The organism is Candidatus Lernaella stagnicola, from assembly GCA_030765525.1.
GTDB lineage: Bacteria > Lernaellota > Lernaellaia > Lernaellales > Lernaellaceae > Lernaella > Lernaella stagnicola.
The window spans coordinates 207879-226544 of record JAVCCK010000027.1 but is presented as its reverse complement, the minus strand read 5'-3'; the positions used below and the strand labels follow the sequence as shown (position 1 = coordinate 226544).

Sequence of the window (18666 nt, the reverse complement as noted above, 5' to 3'; positions counted from 1 at the left end):
GCCCGGAAGGAACGAACCGACATGCTGACCGAAGACGCCATCCGCCGCATTCGCCGCGTTGCCATCACGACGCGCAAAGAGGTGGAGACCGGCTTTTCGGGCGCTTACCACAGCGTGTTCCGCGGTCGCGGTTCGCAATTCGACGAAGTGCGGCCCTATCAGGCGGGCGACCCCATCCGTGACATCGACTGGAACGTCACCGCCCGCACCGGCGAGCCTTTCGTGAAAATCTTCCGCGAAGAGCGCGAGTTGACCTTGATGCTCGTGGTCGACGCCAGCCGCTCCGGGCTGTTCGGCTCGGTGCGCAGCAAACGCGAACTAGCCGCCGAGGCCGCGGCCATCCTCGCCTTCTCCGCCATTGAATCCGGCGACAAGGTCGGCCTGCTGCGCTTTACCGATCGCATCGAACAATATGTGCCACCCCGCAAGGGTTCACGCCACGTCTGGCGCGTGATTCGCGATCTGCTCGAAGGCGAAACCAAGGGGCGTGGCACCGACATCCGCACCGCCCTGGCGCACGTGCGCAAAGTGCGGCGACACCGCGCCGTCGTCGTGCTGCTCAGCGATTTCCTCGCGCCCTTCGATTATGAAAAGGAATTGCGTGCCGCCGCGTCGCGGCACGACTTGATCGCCGCCGAAGTGCTCGATCCGCTCGACCTGGAATTGCCCGACGTCGGCTTGGTCGAGATCGAAGACGCCGAAAGCGGCGAGCGCCGTTGGATCGATACCGGCGCGCACAACCTGCGGCAACAATACGCCGACACCGCGACCCGGCATCGCGAACGCTTGAATGATTTCTTCGTGCGTAACGGCGTCGACCTGCTGACCCTGCGCACCGACGAAGGCGCCGTGCCGCCTCTCAAACGCTTTTTTGAATTGCGCAGGCGGAGGCGGCGGTGAGGCGCTGGTGGTTGCCGCTGTTGCTCGTCGTCCTGTGGACGTCGCCGGCGGGCGCGCACCCCGTGGCGCTCTCGGCCGACGTCTCGCCCGACACGGTCGAAATGGCGAGCCATCTCACCTACACCGTGTTCGCCGAATGGCCCGCCGGGTGGAACGTCACGCCGCCGCGCCCGGAAAAGAAACATCCGTCCTTTGCGATCGTCGGCTGCGCCAAGCCGATCGTCACCGAACCCGCGGCGGGACGCTACGAGATGCGCCTTTCCTGCGACTTGGTGGCTTTCAATTCCGGCCGCATCGAACTGCCCGCGTGGCCGATCAAAATCATCAGCCCGACGGGCGAGGAATTTGTCGACTCAGCGCCGTCGGTGTCGGTGGATATCGTCGCGCCTTTGGTCGGCGAACAGCCGCTCCCGCTCAAACCGCAGGAACTCGTGCGGCGCGATTGGCTGAAAATTCTCCTGTATGCGATTGGCGGCGCGTTGGCCGGAGCGTTGCTCGTGGGCCTGATTTTCCTGCTGGCACGGGCCATATACCGCAAGCTGAGCGGCCGGCAAAAAGCGACCCCCGCGGAGCCGATCGAGCCGGCCGACGAACGCGCGTTGCGTCGCCTAGGGGGTCCGGAGTTGGCCGCGCTGCTCGCCGGTGAGGACGCCAAGGCCTACTTCAGCGAATTGACCGATATCGTCCGCGAATACCTCGAGGGCCGGTTCCACGTTCGTGCTTTGGAATTGACGACGACCGAGACCTTGCAGGAATTGCGGGACGTGGATCTGCAGGGCCACGAACTTTTCCTTCGCGATTTACTCACCGTCGCCGACTTGGCCAAGTTCGCCGGGGTGGGCGTCGAACCGGGCCGCTGGGCAAGGGACCGCGACCGCGCGCGGCAGATGGTGGAAGACACCAAACCGCAGCCGGAGCCGGCGGCCGACGAGACGGGGGAGGCGGCATGAGCCTGCAGCAACCATGGCTGCTCATTCTGCTGATTGTGCCCGTCCTCGTGCTCATTCGGCGCTGGCACGGGCGTCGCGAAGCCACAATTGTGGTCGGCGACAGCCGTTTCTTCGCGGCGTTGCCGGTTTCGTTGCGGCAGCGGCTGCGGCGTTTGCCGTTATTGATCCGCGTGCTCACGATCGCGGTGCTGATCGTCACGGCGGCGCGGCCGCAACTCGAGAAAGTCACGCAGCGCATCACCAGCGAGGGCATCGACATCATCATCGCTCTCGACCTTTCCGAATCCATGCGCGCGCTCGACTTCGCGCCCAAGGACCGCCTCACCGTGGCCAAGGAAGTCACCTCCGATTTCATCGAAGGGCGTCTTGGCGACCGCATCGGGCTGGTCCTGTTCGGCACGCGGGCGATCACCCAGTGCCCCTTGACGGTCGACCACGGCGTCGTCATTCAACTCGTGCAAAAAGCCCAGCCGGGCATGCTCGGCCCGGCGACCGCCATCGGCATGGCCGTGGCTACGGCGACCAACCGGCTGCGCGACGCGCCGGGAAAAAGCCGCGTGGTGGTGCTGGTCACTGACGGCAATAACACGGCGGGGAAGATCGACCCCATTACCGCCGCCCGGTTGGCCAAAGCGCTGGGCGTCAAGATTTACACGGTCGCGGTCGGCGCCAAGGGGCAGGCGATCATCCCCGGTCCGGCGGGCAAGCGTTACATCGGCGACGAACTCGACGAAGACACGCTGCGGGAGGTGGCCCGCGAAGGAAACGGCAAGTTCTACCGCGCCACCGACGCCGACAGCCTCAAGCGCATTTTCGACGAGATCGATCAACTCGAGAGAACGAAGGTCGAACGGGAGAAGTCCACACACTACGGCGACCGTTTCGAACCCCTCTTGTGGGCCGGTGTGGCGTTGTTGATGTTGGAACTGCTACTGGTCGGCGGACCGCTGCGGAAGGTGGTATAGATGCAGTTTGCGCACCCGGAAGTGCTGCTCGCGCTCGTGGTCGTACCGCTGTATCTGCTGGCCGCCTGGGCGCTGCGTCGCCACGGTCGCCGCAAACTCGCCGCCTTGCTGCCCGCGCCGGAGCAACGCGCCATCCTCAGCACCGCCAACCCAACGCGCGCCGTGCTGCAATCCGTGCTGCTGGCGACGGCCCTGCTGTTCGTGGTCGTGTCGGCGGCGCGACCTCAGTTCGGAATTGAATATAAGGAAGTGCAACGCCGCGGCGTCGACGTGGTGGTCGCCATCGACGTATCCACCTCCATGCTTGCCCGCGACGTGGTGCCCGATCGCCTCGGACAGGCCAAAACCCTGGCCGTCAAATTACTCGAGAGACTCGGCGGCGACCGCGTTGCGGTGCTGCCGTTTGCCGGCAATTCCACGTTGCGCTGGCCGTTGTCGTTCGACCACGGCGCGGCCGCGATGTTGATTGAAGCCCTCGACGCGCAGGCCGTTACGCGCGGGGGTTCGGGGCTACACAACGCCGTCGACGGCGCGTTGCAACTGTTCACGGAGGACGAAACCTACGAGAAAGTGCTGGTCGTGTTCTCCGATGGTGAGGATCACGTCGGCGGTGTCGACGAAGCCGCGCGACGGGCTGAAGCCGCGAAGATGATCGTCCATACCGTGGGCGTCGGCGCGACCCAAGGCGTGCCGATTCCGGTGCCGGGTCGAGACGGCGAGGAATTCAAGCACGACCGCAGCGGCGAGATGGTCTATACCCGCCTGGAAGCGGAGCCCTTGCAGATTCTCGCGGCCGTTAGCGGCGGAACGTTTCACGTGGCCAGTTACAGCGGTGAGGAAATCGACGCCGTCGCCGCCGCCATCGACGCCTTGGTCGGTCGCGATTTGAAATCGAGCACCGTCGTGCATACCAAAGAACAGTACCAATGGTTCCTGCTGCCCGCGATCATTCTGCTGGCGGTCGAAGCCTTGCTCGGCCGTCGGAAAAAGGAGGTGCGCCCATGACGCGTTGGTGCGCCGCCATGCTTGTGATTCTTTTGCTCGCCGCCGCGCCGGCGTGGGCGGCCGGGGTTCCCTCGTTGGTCGGCCAGGGGAACAAAGCGTACGAAGGGGGCGATTACGAGACGGCGCTCGCGGCCTATCAGCAAGCCGCCGAAATGGCGCCCGATCGTGGCGAATTGCAGGTTAACCTGGGCAATACCCTCTTCATGCAGGGCGATCACGAGGGTGCGATCAAGGCGTACAACAAATCGCTGACCACCGAAGACACGGCGCTTCGCGGGCGGGCCTACTACAACCGGAGCGCCGCGGAAATCGCCATGCAGAACTGGGACGGGGCCATTGAAAGCCTGCGGCGTTCGCTGTTGCTTAACCCCGAGGACGAAGACGCCAAGCATAACCTCTTGTACGCGGTGAAGAAGCTCGAGGAGCAGGAAGACCAAGAGCAGGATCAACAGGACCAACCGGACGACCAATCCAAGCAAGACGAACAGGACGAGCAGGACGAGCAGGATCAGTCCGAGGAAGACAAGCAACAGGGTCAATCGGAGAAGGACAAGGAACAAGCGAAGCAGGATCAAGCGACGCCCGAGCCGCCGGACGAAGGCAAACAGGCCCAGACGCCGAAAGAACAGCAGCAACCGCTTGATCCGGATATGATCGACCCCGAACTCGCGGCCGCCATCCTCGACGCCCTGCAACAGGCTGAGGAGGAAATGCTGGCGGCCGAAATGCAACAAGGGAGCACCGATGGCGGCGTGGACAAAGACTGGTAGCGGCCTCGCGCTGGTCTGCCTCGCGTGCTTGCTCGCCCCGCTATGGGCGAACGCGGCCGACTCCCTCACGCTTGCGATCCAACCGACCACCGTGGTGCGCGGCGATATCGTGAAGGCGCGGGTTACGGCGGATCGCGGCGTCAAGGGCCGGCCGAGCCTGCTGGGCGCCGGCGGTTTTGAAGTCGTGGCCTCTTCGCACAGCGATAGCGTGCAATTCATCAACGGCGCGTTGAGCGTCAGCCGTTCGTATGTGTTTTCCCTGCGCGCCCTGAAGTCGGGCAATTTCAAAATCACCGCCGCGGCAAAAACCCGGGGCGGCTCGCTTCGTTCCCGTCCCGTGCAAGTGACGGTCGTCGGGCAACAACGTTCGCAGACCCCGTTGCCGTCGCAAACACCGAATGCCGGACCTTCCCAGCAGGGTGGAAAACCGTATTTCGTCGAAACGCGCGTCTCGAAAAACGACCCCTACGTGGGCCAGTTGGTCTTGGTGGAGTACCACGTTTATTTGCGGGAAGACGTGCAGGTCACCGCCAACTCGTTCAGCATTACGACGATGCCGGAATTCGTCGGCTTTACCGGCCACGAACTGCCGAAATCCAACCGCCTGAATTTCGAACCCGAGACCATCGGCGGACAAAATTACCAACGAGCCTTGCTGCAACGTTTCGCCGTTTTTCCCGCCGCCGTGGGCGACCAGGCTTTGGGCACGATGCGGGTGGAATTTCGGTATTTGGATTCCAGGCGCCGCGGGGGCGACCCGTTTTTCGGATTGCCGATGTTTGGCAACGCGCGGCGCGCGGCGGCCGATTCCGACCCGGTCAAGATACGCGTCAAACCGCTGCCCGCAGAGGGTAAGCCGGGCGATTTTTCCGGATTGGTCGGACGCTTTTCGATGAAGGCCGAACTCGATCGCAACCAGGTATCCGCGGGCGAACCGTTTACGCTCACGATGGTCGTGGAGGGGCGCGGCAATATCGACCAACTCAAACGGCCGAAAATCGACCTGCCCGCGGGCCTGCGCATTTACAGCGATAAAGACCAGACCGACCTGCGGCCCTCCATCGATACGATCAGCGGCAGCAAAACTTTCGAGACGATTCTCCTGGCCGACCAGCCGGGTGACTTTACCATCGCGCCGATCGTCGTTTCGTTTTTCGATCCGCAAACAGGCGCCTACGATCAAGTCGCGTCGCCGCCGTTATCGATCAAAGTGCGCGGGCAGGCGATGACCCCGGGGCAAAACGGTATTTCGGTTATCTCGCGCGAGGCGGTCGAAGTGCGCGGCCGCGACCTGCGCTACATCCGCCGTGACAAAGAAAGCCTGGACCGCACAAGTGCGGCTTGGGTCGCCGCGCCGGTCACGTACGTAGCAATCGGCCTGTGGCCTCTCTTCGTTTTTCTTGTGATTCTCTTTCAGATTCGACAAGGACGGTTGCGGGCCGACCGTGGCGGTTACCGCAGCCGGCGGGCGATGAAAGAAGCCAAGGCGCGTCTGGCCGCGGCGCGCGGCCTCACTAGCGGCGAGGGGGCAGCATTCTACGCCGAACTTCAACGCGCGTTGCTCGGCTTCGTCGCGGACAAATTCAACGTCGCCGCGCCGGGACTGGAACGCTTCGAGGTCGAGGCATTATTGCGCGAGCGAGATGTGACGCCGGAGCATATCGAAACCTTGCTCGCCCTGTGGCATGAGACCGACGCCGCGCGCTTCGGCGGCATCGACACCGCGCCCGTACAACGGCGGCAAGCGCTCGGCAAAGCCCGGCGGCTGATCGCCGACCTGGCCGGGGAGTTGGAACGATGAAGCGTTGGCTCGGTTGGCTTACGGTGCTGCTCGTCCTGGTCCCGGCGACCGCTTGGGCCGACGCGGCGGCGGACCACTACAACCGCGGCAACCGTCTCTTTGAGCAGAACGAGTTCACCGCCGCGTTGGAAGCCTACGAGGCGGCCTTCGCTGCCGGGGCCGACGATGCCGACTTGTTCCTGAATCTCGGCAACGCCGCGTTTCGCGCCGGGCAGCACGGCGAGGCGGTTTGGGCTTGCGAAATGGGGCTCCGTCTGGCTCCGCGCGACGAGGATTTGCGCTACAACCTGCGGTACGCCGAAGCGTTCCTTCGCGACGAACTACCCGAGGGCGAGCACGCTTTTCTCGTGCGTCTCGCGCAACGCGTCGCCCTGACGTTTTCGGCTCGCGAGGCGCTTGGGATCGCGCTTTTCGCTTGGCTGATCCTCGGCGTGACGGCAATGCTTTGGTTGCCGCGCCGCCGCTCGTGGCTGTTGGCGTTGGGAATTGCGGCGGTTTTCATCTTGCTGATATTCGGACCCTTGGCCGGCTGGCGCATTTACGATCAACACGTCATCAGCCGCGCCGTCGTGATTGCCGAGGAGGCGGTGGTTCGCACCGCGCCCGCCGCCGACGCGCCGGAAGCTTTCACCATCCACTCGGGTTTGCGATTCGAACTGATCGATCAGCGCGCCGATTTTGCGCGGATTCGCGTCGCCTCCGGCCTGCAGGGTTGGATTCCAAAGGAAAGTTTCCGCCGCCTCATGCCCTAGCTTGGGAAAAAATCGCCCCAAACCTTTGAATCCTGTCACAACAGACATTATCCTATCGGAGCTTGTGAAAGGCGGTGAACCGTTTTGTTGAAACCGTATCTGACGCTTTGGTTGGTGGTCCTTTTGGGCTTTGGCGCTCTTGGTTTGCTTGGTTGCGCCGGCGATTCGTCAACGCCCGCCGACGATGATGACCAAACGCCCGATACTTCGCTCGACGACGATGACGACGACGATAACAATGACGACGACGACGATAACAATGACGACGACGACAATAACAATGACGACGATGACGATGACGACAATAATGACAATGACGACAACAATAACGACGACACGACACCAATACAGGGCGTAACGGGTCGCTTCGACACCAGCGAGAGCGACGGGTTTTATTCGTTGCCGTTCCCGATCGACCTGCGACTTTATGAAGACGGCACCATTCGAGTCAGCGATTTCCCCAACCCACGCGATTCGTTCGTGTTGAACGATTACCTGCTCGTCGGTGAACGCGACGTCCAAGGCTTCGGTGCCGACGCGGGCGTCTTTTTCTCGTTCACCGGCCGGATCGATCCGGCAACTCTGCCGGTTGACGCCGCCGCGTCGCGAGAGCCGGAAGCGTCGATGTTTATTGTGAGCATCGACCCCGCCGCGCCCGACTACGGCACTCGATATCCCTATCGATGGAAATACACCGCGCCCGAGACGGTATACGGACCGGAGCATCTGCTCGTGTTGCTGCCCGTGCAGGGGATTGGCATGCAGCACGGTTTTACCTACGCGGCGATTGTCACAACCGACGTGCATGACGCGGGCGGCGATCCGTTGACGCCGAACCCCGAATTGCGGGCGTTGCTGACCGGGGCCGGTGGCGACCGCGACGCGCAGGATGTCTTTGCGCCGCTGGTCGATTACCTGGAGGCGACGGCCATGTCGCCGGACCAGGTTGCCGTGGCCACCGTGTTTACGACCGGCGACCCGCTGCGGCGCATGCTGGCGTTGCGCGACCATGCCTATAGCTACGACTTGCCCGGCATCGACCCGGGGAGCCTGGTCCTCGAGCAGGAATTCGACGACTTTTACTTTTTGCGCGGCGAGGTAACGATCCCGATTTACCAGCAGGGCACGCCGCCGTACGTTTTTGCCGGGGGCGGCATCTTTTTAGACGACGAAGGCGTACCCATCGTGCATCACGATCTGCAAACGCGGCTGGCCGTCACGATTCCGAAAGGCGAGATGCCGCCGGGCGGGTGGCCGCTATTGATGTACAGCCACGGCTCAGGCGGCAGCTATAAGAGCTTTATCAATAAGGGTGTCGCCGAGTGGCTGGCCGAACGGGGCGCCGCCGCCGCTTCCATCGACGCGCCGCACCACGGACCGCGCAACCCGATTTCCGACGATTCGACCTTTGAGTCCTTCTGCTTCTACAACGCGCTGAATCCGGAATCGTTCCGAGACAACAACGCGCAAGCCGCCGCCGAGCTCATGGCGGTGGAGCGGCAGGTGCTCGACTTGACGATCCCGGCCGGCACCGTGCCCGGCGCGGGCGAGTGGACCTTCGATGCCGACACCGTGTTGTTCATGGGCCATTCGCAGGGCAGCACGGTCGGCCCGCTGATCGTGTCGGTGGATCCGCACATTCGCGCGGCCTACTTCTCCGGGGCGGGCGCCAGCGTGATGTTGAACCTATTGACCAAACAGCTACCCTTTCCGACCAAGCCCGTGGCTCAGATTATCCTCAAGCTGCGGCCCGGCGAGGCGATGGGGCAACTCGACGAATTCAGCCCGGCGTTGAACGTCGTGCAGCACATGGCGGAACTGGTCGATCCGGTCGGTTTCAACGCGTATTACTTTGCGCGGCCGGTGCCGGGCTCTTACCCCAAAAACGTATTTCAGGCGCAGGGAATCACCGACTCGTACGTCGGCTTTTCCTCGCAGGCGGCGTTTGGGACGGCGGCGTACATGGATTTGATCGAGCCGCTGTTGGGCGAGGACGCCTGGTGGCGCATGGAGCTAAATGGGGCGCTGTTGCTGCCCGACGCCGACACCACGGGCAATCGGGTGGACTACAACGGCGATCCGATTACCGCGGCGGTCGTGCAGTATCCCGCGCCGCCCGACGGCAGCGACGGCCATTACGTGACCTGGGCGTTTCCGGCTCAGCGCCGCCGCGTGAAGTGCTTCTTCGAAACCTACATCAACGACGGCATTGCGACTGTCGCCCAAGGTCTCACCGACGAAAACGCGCCGTGCCCGTGATTTTTGCAGAAGAAGTCGACTCATAAACGAAAGACCGGCACGCCAAGGAGCGCACCGGCCTTTTCGGTCAACTCGTTCTATTGAGCCAAGGTGATATCGGCCGACATGGCAAGGTGGTCCGAAGGGTCTCTCCAAGGGTCGCCGTAGCGGGTCATGTCCACCACCCAGTACGAGCAATCCCAATCCCCCGAAGCCACAAAGATATGATCGATGCGATGGTCCGGGTCGTATTCCCGTTCGTCTCCCGGCGCGAGGCGCACATCGAAGTCCGGCGCAAGGTCGAAGGAATTCGTCAAAGCGAAGTCCCCTGGAGAATTGCCGCTGGTCAATATGGCGTAAGCCTCGGTATCCGGTTTCGAATTGAAGTCACCGGTGATCACTACCGGGCTAGAGCCGATAATTTCTTCGACCATGTCCAGAAACATCGGGGCCGCCGTTTCCTGGAAAGGCGAGGTGTTGTCGAAATGGGTGTTGAAAAAATAGAACTCCTGCTCCGATTCGTTATCATGCAGCGCGGCCCACGTAACGTATCTAGGCATGAAGTTGCCGAAGCCAATAGAAGGGCGCTCGGGATGCGGGCTGAGCCAGAAATGGCCCTGATCGAGCAACGTAAAGCGGTCTTCCTTATAAAAAAGAGCCGCATCGGGATCCAAAGGGATGGAAACTTCCGCGTATCCCGGGCACAGGTCGTGCAGCGCCATCGTTTGCCAGGGCAAAGGCTCTTGCAGGCCAACTAGGTCCGGCGCGTGGAAATTGATAATTTCGGCGATTTGCTCCTTGCGTATCCCCCAGTTGTCGTACTCGGGATTCGGGAAGTCGAACAAGATGTTGTAGGTCATAACGGTTAGGGCTAGAGGACCCGGCGGCGCCGTGTCGTCGTCGTCATCGTTGTCGTCGTCATTGTCGTCGTCATTGTCGTCGTCGTCATTATCGTCGTCGTCGTTATCGTCGTCGTCGTCATCAGCGGCGTCAGCATCGTTGTCGTCATCGTCTCCGTTGCCGCAGGAAAGCATGAAAAAAAGCGCCATCACAAGGATTAACAGGAAAGGAAAAGTACGATCACGCATTAGAATCTCCTTACGTAAACAATTCCGGGCGGCCCAGTTGTTGATTCAATAAATACACGATACCTACATCAGGTCAACGGGATACGAGTGGTCTCGTGATCCTTGGCAGGTTCGAAAATACGGCTACGATTCCGCCGCCTCGACACTCTTGAAGTTGTCGATGAACGCGGGACGAAACTTTTTTCGCAATTCAGGACCGTGGTTGAATCGAAAACTTGATGTTGATAATTTCAAAGCGTAAACTACACGACTCACAACTAAGATAATTTTTCAGCGAAGAGCAAACGGACCGGCCTCAGTGTCTCCGTAACCGATGGATGAGTGGATTGTACTTTTGTAGACGTCAATAATTGGAGGGTAAACATATGTCGTGGAGAAAACCGACGTTGTTCGTTGTGGCGATGATTTCGTTTTGTTTGCTTTCATATGGAGTTCCGGCGGTTCTCCAGCTTGAGAATATGGCGTGGGCGGGCATTTCGGTTGTCAGCTATCAGGATGGTGTCGAATGGTTTCATGAAATCGGGGACGACACCGTAGAGTCGACCGCGAGCCTCGCGGAATACATCCCCGATGACATCGAGGTTTCATGGGGCGAGGGCAAAGGCCTCGAACAAGTAACCAACACGTCGAGCTACCCATGGTCGACCGTATGTCATCTGGCCTTGTTGTTGTCCGACGGCAGCACGGCGTTTTGTTCCGGGGCGATGGCGGATGAGTTCCATATCATCACCGCGGCACATTGTCTCTACAATTTGGAATTCGGCGGTTGGGTCGCCGGCGTGGAGGCGATTTGCGGACAGGATCGCAACGATCATCCGTTCGGACATAGTTGGGCCACCGGTATGTCGGTTTCCTCGAAGTGGTATGAAGATCCTCCGTACGATGAAACCAATGAACACGATTGGGGGTATATCGTCCTCGATCGACAAAAGGGAATTTCGACGGGATATATGGGCATGCAGGGCGAAGATAGCTGTGGTTGGTACGAGGGCACGACGATGAATCTCGCGGGCTACCCCGGCAGCCCTTTCGCCGGCGATTGCATGTATTTTGACTCCGGCGAATGTTATGAGTGCGGCGGCGGAATGATTTTCTACTACACGGAAGTCTACAAAGGCATGTCGGGCGGTCCCGTCTGGGTTTATTACTCGAAAGGCGAGCGATACAAAGTCGCCGTCGGCTCCGGCGCGGTCCCGGGTAAATATTCTCGTGGCTGCGGGGTGCAATACACCAACGACCTCGTCGATGCGCTGCTCGATGCGTTTGATGAGAGCTCAACACCGCCGGCCGACTTCTACAACGATTGGTGTTTAGGTCTTAGTTCGAGCAACTGCGGGGACTTTTGTTGCCAGACTGATGACCCCTGCAATTTGGCGAATAACGGGTATTGTGATTGTTATGACAGTTGCTCGTGGGACTCCTACGACTGTGGGGCTTCGGCCGGTGACGACGATACCTTCTTCCCCGACGACGACAATTTTCCCGACGACGATGATCACCACGACGATGACGACGACGACGACGAAGAAGAAGACGACGACCTCTGCGGAATCTGAACAACGAGCGAAGCACGCACTTTTTTGCAGTTTCGAGAAAAGGAAACGCGGCGGCTACCGGCTGCCGCAATTCGGCGGTCGCCGGCGTTAAGGCTCTGGGCGGCTCAGGACGTCGCTTCGTGAATGAGCCACGAGAAAAACTGCACTTTGACTTCCAGCGGCGCATCGTCCAGAAAGAGTTCCTGCTCCGGTGGGATGACAATGCCGAGCTTTTTGATCAAGCGCGTTTGTCGCCGGTACAGTCTTTCGAGTTGGAAGTCGTCGTTGGCTTGGCGTGTTAGGTCGATAACAGCGGACATGATTACCTCCTGCCCGGGGCCCCAATAGGGTAGACACTACAACGCTGCCCAAGGTTCCGGCCTACTGTGCCGTTGGCGGGCCGAAACCGCCGGAAAACGCGGCAATCCGGTTGCATTTACCGCATTCGTCTCTAATTTAAACATCGTCACATGTTTTGTCTTCGGTGAGGAGAATTTCCATGTCAGATGCAAAAAAGGAAGCTCTGGAGTACCACTCTTCCGGGCGCCCGGGCAAAATCGAGGTCGTTTCCTCAAAACCCTGCCAAACCAGCAAGCAGCTTTCATTGGCGTATACCCCCGGCGTGGCCGAACCTTGCCGCGAGATTCATCGCAATCCCGACGACGTTTTCAAATATACGGCGCGAGGCAACCTCGTGGCAGTCGTGAGCAACGGCACCGCGGTGTTGGGCTTGGGCAACATCGGCCCGAAAGCGGCCAAGCCGGTGATGGAAGGCAAGGGCGTGCTCTTCAAGCGATTCGCCGACATCGACGTGTTCGATCTCGAACTGGACACCGTCGATCCCGAAGACATCATACGTACCGTCAAGTTGCTGGAGCCGACTTTCGGCGGCATCAATCTGGAGGATATCAAGGCGCCTGATTGTTTCATCATCGAAAAGCGCTTGCAGGAGATGATGGACATCCCGGTCTTTCACGACGACCAGCACGGCACGGCCATCATCGCCGCGGCGGCGCTGATCAACGCCTGCAAAGTCACCGACCGTACGCTGGGCGAAATCAACTTGGTCTTCAACGGCGCGGGCGCGGCGGGTTTGGCCTGCGCGGACCTGTTGGTCACGATGGGCGCCGATCGCCGCAACGTCATTTTCTGCGACAGCCGCGGCGTTATCTATCAGGGCCGCAAAGAGGGCATGAACGAATACAAGGACAAGTGGGCTGCGAATACTGATGCGCGAACGCTTAGCGAAGCACTGCGCGGCGCGGACGTGTTTATCGGCGTTTCGGTCGGAAATTTGTTGACGGGCGAAATGATTCAATTGATGGCCGCCCGCCCGATTATTTTCGCCATGGCGAACCCGGATCCGGAAATTTCACCGCCCGATGCGAAGGCCGCGCGACCGGATGCCATCATCGCCACGGGGCGCTCGGATTTTCCGAACCAGGTCAACAACGTGCTCGGGTTCCCCTTCATTTTTCGCGGCGCCCTCGACGTGCAGGCGCGCAAGATCAACAACGAAATGATGGTGGCCGCCGCGTTTGCGCTGGCTGAATTGGCGCAGCAGGATGTGCCCGATTCGGTGGCGCGCGCCTACGGCGGCGAGCAGTTCTCCTTTGGCCCGGATTACATCATTCCCAAGCCCTTCGATCCGCGGGTACTGCTGTGGGTGGCGCCGGCGGTGGCCAAGGCGGCGATCGAAAGCGGCGTGGCGCGCATTGACGATTTCGATTTGGAGGGGTACCGCGATCGGCTCGAGCGTTTGTTGGGACCGGCGAATTTCATCATGCGCAACATCGTGAATATCGCCAAGCGCGAGCGGAAACGCATCGTGTATCCCGAAGGCGACACGCCGGCGATTTTGCGCGCGGTGAACCATGTCGTCGACGAAAAACTCGCCACGCCCGTTCTTTTGGGCAACGAAGTGAAGATTCGCCGCGCCGCGGACGAGTTGAACGTGAATTTGTCCGGTTGCGAGATCGTCGATACCAGAACCCTACCGCAGCGAGAAAAGTACATCGACATGCTGTTCCAGTTGCGTTGGCGCAAGGGCATGACGCACTTGAAAGCCGAGCGGTTGATTCGCACGAACCGCATGTATCTGGGAGCGCTGATGCTGCTCAACGGCGAGGTCGACGGCCTGGTCGGCGGCGTGACGCGCGGCTATGCCGATGCGATCCGTCCGGTCCTGCAGGTGATGGGCCGCGAGGCGGAGGCGAAAGTCGTGGCGGGCGTGTACATGATGCTGTTCAAGAACCGGGTCGTCTTTTTGGCCGATTGTACGATCAATCGCGATCCGACCGCCGAGCAACTGGCGGATATCGCGATGCAGGCGGCGGACAAGGCGATGTTCTTCGGCGTCGCGCCGCGCGTGGCGATACTGGCTTACAGCAATTTCGGCAGCGTGCGGGACAATTCGATCAGCGAGAAGACGAGCCGCGCGGCCGAGATCGTCAAAGCGCGCCGCCCGGATTTGGAAGCGGAGGGCGAGATGCAGGCCGATGTCGCGGTCAACTACGATCTGCTGCACGAGAGTTGGCCGCAAGCGTCGCTCACGCGCGAAGCGAACGTGCTGGTGTTCCCGGATTTGATGAGCGGCAACGCGGCCTACAAGCTTTTGCGCGAACTGGGGGGCGCGGTGGCCGTCGGGCCTCTATTGACCGGAATTGAAGGCGCGTTCAACGTACTGCAGCGTGGCAGCGACCCGGATACGATCGTTAATCTAACTGCCGTCACCGTATGTCAGGCCAGCGGCCGTAAAGATTTGGGCGTTGTAAAGGATTGAAATTACGGCACGCCTTGTCATTGAGCGGTCGAAACACCGGGTTCGGAAATTGATATCCCGGTGGGAGCGACTCGGTCGAGGTCACGATAGCGCTAACTAATGTAAAAACTAAACACGCGATATCTCAAACAATAATAATTAGTGTCCGAAGATAGTCCATATTATTTTGACATGGTAATAATACCGGAATCGCTTGACAACGGCCTTCGCACAAACTAAAAGTCTGTAGGCAGATGGAAGATCAAAAGCGGAATGGACTCCGCCGGACGCAAATAACACGCGTTCGACAAACAGAAAAAAAGGTCTTCTTGAGAAACCGGCCAAATCGGCGTTGGCTGGCCGGAAAAATGGCATAGGTCGCGCAGTCAATTGGAGTGACGCGAGATGAGTTTCCCAGAGTGAACATCGTGTGTCGCCTCGGCGTCGCACACCAGAATTTGGGCGTCTCCAGACAAAAAACAACGGGGACAGCGCAAGGGAGTGATGTGTTGTTGCATCCAAAAGCGTCGCACAGAGGCCCTTGCCGGAAACGTGCCGGGTTTTGATTTTTCGCAAAGTCGCCAAAAAGCCCGGTTTTGGGGGAAAACGATGAAACTTCACGCCGCAGTTGAGCAATTTCTCACAGCTTGCCGAGAGGAAATCCGTCTTTCGGAAAAAACCAGTCGCGCCTACGCCTATGACCTGGGCCAGTTTAGCGACTTCATGCAGGACAAAAGCCTGGCGGATATTGCCGAGGCGGATGTCGAACGGTATCTTCACTATCTGGATGCCGAGCAAAAACTTAAGAACTCGACAATTCGGCGAAAAATCATGACGCTAAAAGCGCTTTTTCGCTACTTCAACGACCGGGGCGTGCTTAGCGCCACACCGATCAACGGGATCGACAGCAAATACAAGATGACCAAAAGCACGCCGAAGATTCTCAACGCGCAAGACATGATCCGGCTCCTGGATTTCCTCCGCGAGGATGTGCAGCGCCTGGAAGCGCAGTTGCGTCCGGGATGCGGCCGGAAGTTGAAACTCCACTACGAAAACGCGATTCGCGATCGCGCCATCATCGAACTGCTATTCGCCTCTGCGATGCGTATCGGCGAACTATCCGAGTTGGATCTGGAAAGCGCCGACCTGGAAAGTCGCACCGTGCACATCTGCGGCAAGGGGCATCGCGATCGCACTCTGGTGTTGGGTAACAACGCGACCGTTGACGCGCTCCGCGACTATCTGCGGATTCGCCGCAATCGGCAAAGCGACACCGTCGCCCTGTTCCTGAATCGTTTCGGTGGCCGGCTGTCGATTTTCGCGATCGAAAACCTCTTTGAACGTATTCGCAAGGCGGCCGGGATCCGTCGTCGCCTAACGCCGCATGCCTTGCGCCACACGATGGCCACGATGCTGCTCAACAACGGCAAGAACATCCGCGACGTGCAGCATATTCTAGGCCATTCCAGCGCCGTGACCACGCAGATCTATCAGGAAATCGCGCCGCGACGTCAGCGCAAAGTGCTGCAAGTGCTCAACGATGAAGACCGGCTCAGCGTCGAGACCCTGGACGAGTCGGCGCCGCCGAAACGCCGGCGAACCATTCGTCGGCGGAAAATCGACCGCGAGCAGCCGATGTCTTTCGGTGAAAGTGAAACGCACGTCTCAGACGCGTAAGAAAGAAACTCGGTAACAGGGGGTTCGTGGTCGTCAGACCCGAACCCTTTCGATTTGTGGGGAATCGCTTTGGTTGTCTTTCAATTGGTCTGCCTGGTTTTTCTTCCCGTTGCTTATTGGTTGCTGTATCGCGTGGACCACGACGTGTTGCACGTCTCGCCGATGATTTTCCTCGCCGCATGGTTGGGCGAGGCCGGTTCGATCGCCTTCTATGATTTCTATCACTACAATCCGCAGTGGTGGTTGTCGGTGGGCGAAGTGCCCGTGATGATCCCGCTGATCTGGCCGCTGGTAATCTTGTCGGCGCGCGCCGTCGGGCGGGCCCTGTTTCCCGAGCGCGCGAGATGGCTGCCGGTGATCGTCGCGGTCGTCGTGTTTTTCGACGCGGCGATGGTGGAAGTGGCGGCCGTCAACACTGGTCTGTGGTCGTGGGCCGAACCGGGCATGCTCGGCGTGCCGCTGGCCGGCGTCGTGGGCTGGGCGCTGTTCGCCGGGATCGTGACGGCGCTACTGGCGAAGCTGCGCGGCTTGTGGCGTTGGGCGATCGTAGGCGCGGCGCCGGTGTTGCTGCACGGGCTGCTGATCGGCTCGTGGTGGCTTCTTTTGAAGTGGACCTTGCGCGGCGATTGGTTTTGGTTGTTTGCCGGAGTTACCGTCGCGCTGGCGGTGGTCGCGCTGCGGGTCCGCGGGCGACAACGGATGGGCATGGACCTGGCGCTGCCGCGCTTGATCGCCGCGGGCATATTCGTCGGCATGGTGCTGTTGGCCAACGAAGGCGGCTGGCCGGTTTGGCGGCACATCGCCATGACGTCGATCCCTTATGCGCTGGTTACTCAATTTCAGAGAAAGATATTGGCCGGTAAGCCCATTTGAAGCCACGCCCAGGTTCCCAACAAAAAGAAGGCCAGCAATCCCCACCCCAAATTCGTGATGAAGATGCAATCCCGTATCGACGGGCCGCGACGCAGCATCGGCCGCATGACGAGCAACTGCACAACCGGCCCGCCCGCCAGAAGGAATTCCCGCGCGCCGACCAGCCCGGTGAAAAACGACATGGCCAGCCAGGCCACCGAGGCGGCCAGCAACCCAAAGATAATCCGGTGGGTGACTTCCGGCCCGTGCACGACAGGGTACGTGGGCACACCGCGGACACGGTCGCCCTCAACGTCGCGCAGGTCGTAAAGAATTTCGTAGGTCAACTCGAAGGGCAAAAAGTAGAAGATGAGCGCCACGACGGCGCCCCAACCAAGCGCCGGTTGATACCCCGTGACGGCCAGCGGGTAAAAGAAACAGGTTGTGACAAAGCCGAGCCCGGACATGAGGTTCTTCAAGAAGTAAACCTCTTTCAGGCGCTTGAAACCGCCGGGCGCGGGCACGAGTTTGAAGTTATAAACGAAGCCCGTGGTCTGCATGAAAAGGCGCCAAACAATCAACGCCGGGAACCACATCACCGTCACCACCAGGGAAGCGGCGAATACCGCCGCATACACCGCAAACGGCCACCAAGCCTCGGCCATACCGTCCGCGCCGGGGATGCGGTTGATGCGGTCTTCCTCGGTGTCGCTGACCCGGTTGAGCAGGTTGACCAACAACCAATCGACCCCGCCCAGCAGCGCCGCGCCAAGCAGGTAGTGGCCGGTCAACAACCAGCCGAACACCAGCGCACCCATGATGCCGATCATGATGATGTGAAAGCGCAGAATAATCACAACGCGGTTCACGCGGCCCCCTTCGCTCCAACTCGGCGCGACGTTAGCGTACCCGTTCACGCCGGTCAAAGGTCGCCCCGCAAAAAAGCCGCCGCGGGCGCATTGCCAAACACGGCGTGTGCGTACTATTTTCTACTGAGGATGAAAGGAGAATTTCATGGGCCATGGAGATTCCTGGCGAAATAAATTGGTGGAAGACGGTTTGCTGGACCGCATCGATCGCGGCCGCGCGACCGGTGGACGTAAGCCCAAGGGCGGCGCGTTCGAAGAAACCGTCATCAAACGCCTGCACGAGTGCAAACCCGGCGACTACGTAAGGCAAGTCTTGAAGGGCAAGGGCAATATGGGCCCCTTGATGCGTGTGATGGATCCGCAACGTGGTTTGCTGGAATCGCGCGACGGCCGTCAAGAACGCCTCGCGCCACGTACCCAGGTCGCCGTACAGGTTTGACCGCCTCAGGGTGCGGCGTTCGGCGCGAACAAGGCGCCGGGCGCGACGCACCGGTTTGTCAATT

16 protein-coding genes are annotated in these 18666 nt (G+C 60.3%); 13 read left to right on the top strand and 3 right to left on the bottom strand.

Translation table 11 applies throughout. The features are described 5' to 3' along the window. Window positions 1-21: 21 nt before the first annotated feature. The 8 genes from P9L99_12725 to P9L99_12690 all read left to right on the top strand — a co-directional run bounded on the left by P9L99_12725 (window position 22) and on the right by P9L99_12690 (window position 9402). A complete protein-coding gene (locus P9L99_12725) occupies window positions 22-900 on the top strand; it encodes a DUF58 domain-containing protein (GenBank protein ID MDP8224219.1) in 879 nt (292 codons plus the stop codon). After that, window positions 897-1850, top strand: coding sequence for a hypothetical protein (locus P9L99_12720; GenBank protein MDP8224218.1), 954 nt, complete (start codon window positions 897-899; stop codon window positions 1848-1850). The genes P9L99_12725 and P9L99_12720 overlap by 4 nt, the downstream gene beginning before the upstream one ends. Next, window positions 1847-2815 (top strand): VWA domain-containing protein, encoded by a 969-nt coding sequence (locus P9L99_12715; protein ID MDP8224217.1) that lies wholly within the window; start codon window positions 1847-1849, stop codon window positions 2813-2815. The genes P9L99_12720 and P9L99_12715 overlap by 4 nt, the downstream gene beginning before the upstream one ends. Then, window positions 2816-3820 carry a VWA domain-containing protein gene (locus P9L99_12710; GenBank protein ID MDP8224216.1) on the top strand — a complete coding sequence of 335 codons (1005 nt, stop codon included), beginning with the start codon at window positions 2816-2818 and terminating at the stop codon, window positions 3818-3820. It abuts the gene before it with no gap. Next, window positions 3817-4590 carry a tetratricopeptide repeat protein gene (locus P9L99_12705; GenBank protein MDP8224215.1) on the top strand — a complete coding sequence of 258 codons (774 nt, stop codon included), beginning with the start codon at window positions 3817-3819 and terminating at the stop codon, window positions 4588-4590. Before P9L99_12710 ends, P9L99_12705 begins: the two co-directional genes overlap by 4 nt. Next, complete coding sequence (locus tag P9L99_12700; GenBank protein MDP8224214.1) at window positions 4565-6391, top strand: BatD family protein; 1827 nt, start codon at window positions 4565-4567, stop codon at window positions 6389-6391. Before P9L99_12705 ends, P9L99_12700 begins: the two co-directional genes overlap by 26 nt. Next, entirely contained in the window at window positions 6388-7143 is a 756-nt protein-coding gene (locus tag P9L99_12695) for an SH3 domain-containing protein (GenBank protein MDP8224213.1), read from the top strand. The genes P9L99_12700 and P9L99_12695 overlap by 4 nt, the downstream gene beginning before the upstream one ends. An 87-nt stretch (window positions 7144-7230) precedes the next feature. Then, on the top strand, window positions 7231-9402 hold the full coding sequence (locus P9L99_12690) for a hypothetical protein (GenBank protein MDP8224212.1): 2172 nt from the start codon (window positions 7231-7233) through the stop codon (window positions 9400-9402). 77 nt (window positions 9403-9479) lie between these two features. Here P9L99_12690 and P9L99_12685 read toward each other — a convergent pair whose 3' ends face one another. Further along, window positions 9480-10469: an endonuclease/exonuclease/phosphatase family protein gene (locus tag P9L99_12685; protein MDP8224211.1), complete on the bottom strand. Its 990-nt coding sequence runs from the start codon at window positions 10467-10469 to the stop codon at window positions 9480-9482. Window positions 10470-10834: 365 nt separating this feature from the next. On the opposite strand from P9L99_12685, the gene P9L99_12680 reads away from it, so the two are divergent. Further along, window positions 10835-12025: a trypsin-like serine protease gene (locus P9L99_12680; protein ID MDP8224210.1), complete on the top strand. Its 1191-nt coding sequence runs from the start codon at window positions 10835-10837 to the stop codon at window positions 12023-12025. 104 nt (window positions 12026-12129) lie between these two features. Here the strand turns inward: P9L99_12680 and P9L99_12675 are convergent, their stop codons facing one another. After that, window positions 12130-12324, bottom strand: a complete 195-nt coding sequence (locus P9L99_12675; protein ID MDP8224209.1) for a hypothetical protein — start codon at window positions 12322-12324, stop codon at window positions 12130-12132. Between the two features lie 179 nt (window positions 12325-12503). On the opposite strand from P9L99_12675, the gene P9L99_12670 reads away from it, so the two are divergent. The 3 genes from P9L99_12670 (at window position 12504) to P9L99_12660 (ending at window position 17315) form a co-directional block, all read left to right on the top strand. Next, window positions 12504-14786, top strand: a complete 2283-nt coding sequence (locus P9L99_12670; GenBank protein ID MDP8224208.1) for an NADP-dependent malic enzyme — start codon at window positions 12504-12506, stop codon at window positions 14784-14786. Between the two features lie 588 nt (window positions 14787-15374). After that, window positions 15375-16442, top strand: a complete 1068-nt coding sequence (locus P9L99_12665) for a tyrosine-type recombinase/integrase (GenBank protein MDP8224207.1) — start codon at window positions 15375-15377, stop codon at window positions 16440-16442. Window positions 16443-16511: 69 nt separating this feature from the next. Next, window positions 16512-17315, top strand: a complete 804-nt coding sequence (locus P9L99_12660; GenBank protein MDP8224206.1) for a carotenoid biosynthesis protein — start codon at window positions 16512-16514, stop codon at window positions 17313-17315. Here P9L99_12660 and P9L99_12655 read toward each other — a convergent pair. Further along, window positions 17282-18163 (bottom strand): UbiA family prenyltransferase, encoded by an 882-nt coding sequence (locus tag P9L99_12655; protein ID MDP8224205.1) that lies wholly within the window; start codon window positions 18161-18163, stop codon window positions 17282-17284. The two genes, P9L99_12660 and P9L99_12655, sit on opposite strands and share 34 nt — an antisense overlap. A 145-nt stretch (window positions 18164-18308) precedes the next feature. On the opposite strand from P9L99_12655, the gene P9L99_12650 reads away from it, so the two are divergent. Then, on the top strand, window positions 18309-18602 hold the full coding sequence (locus tag P9L99_12650) for a hypothetical protein (protein ID MDP8224204.1): 294 nt from the start codon (window positions 18309-18311) through the stop codon (window positions 18600-18602). The last annotated feature ends 64 nt before the right edge of the window (window positions 18603-18666 follow it).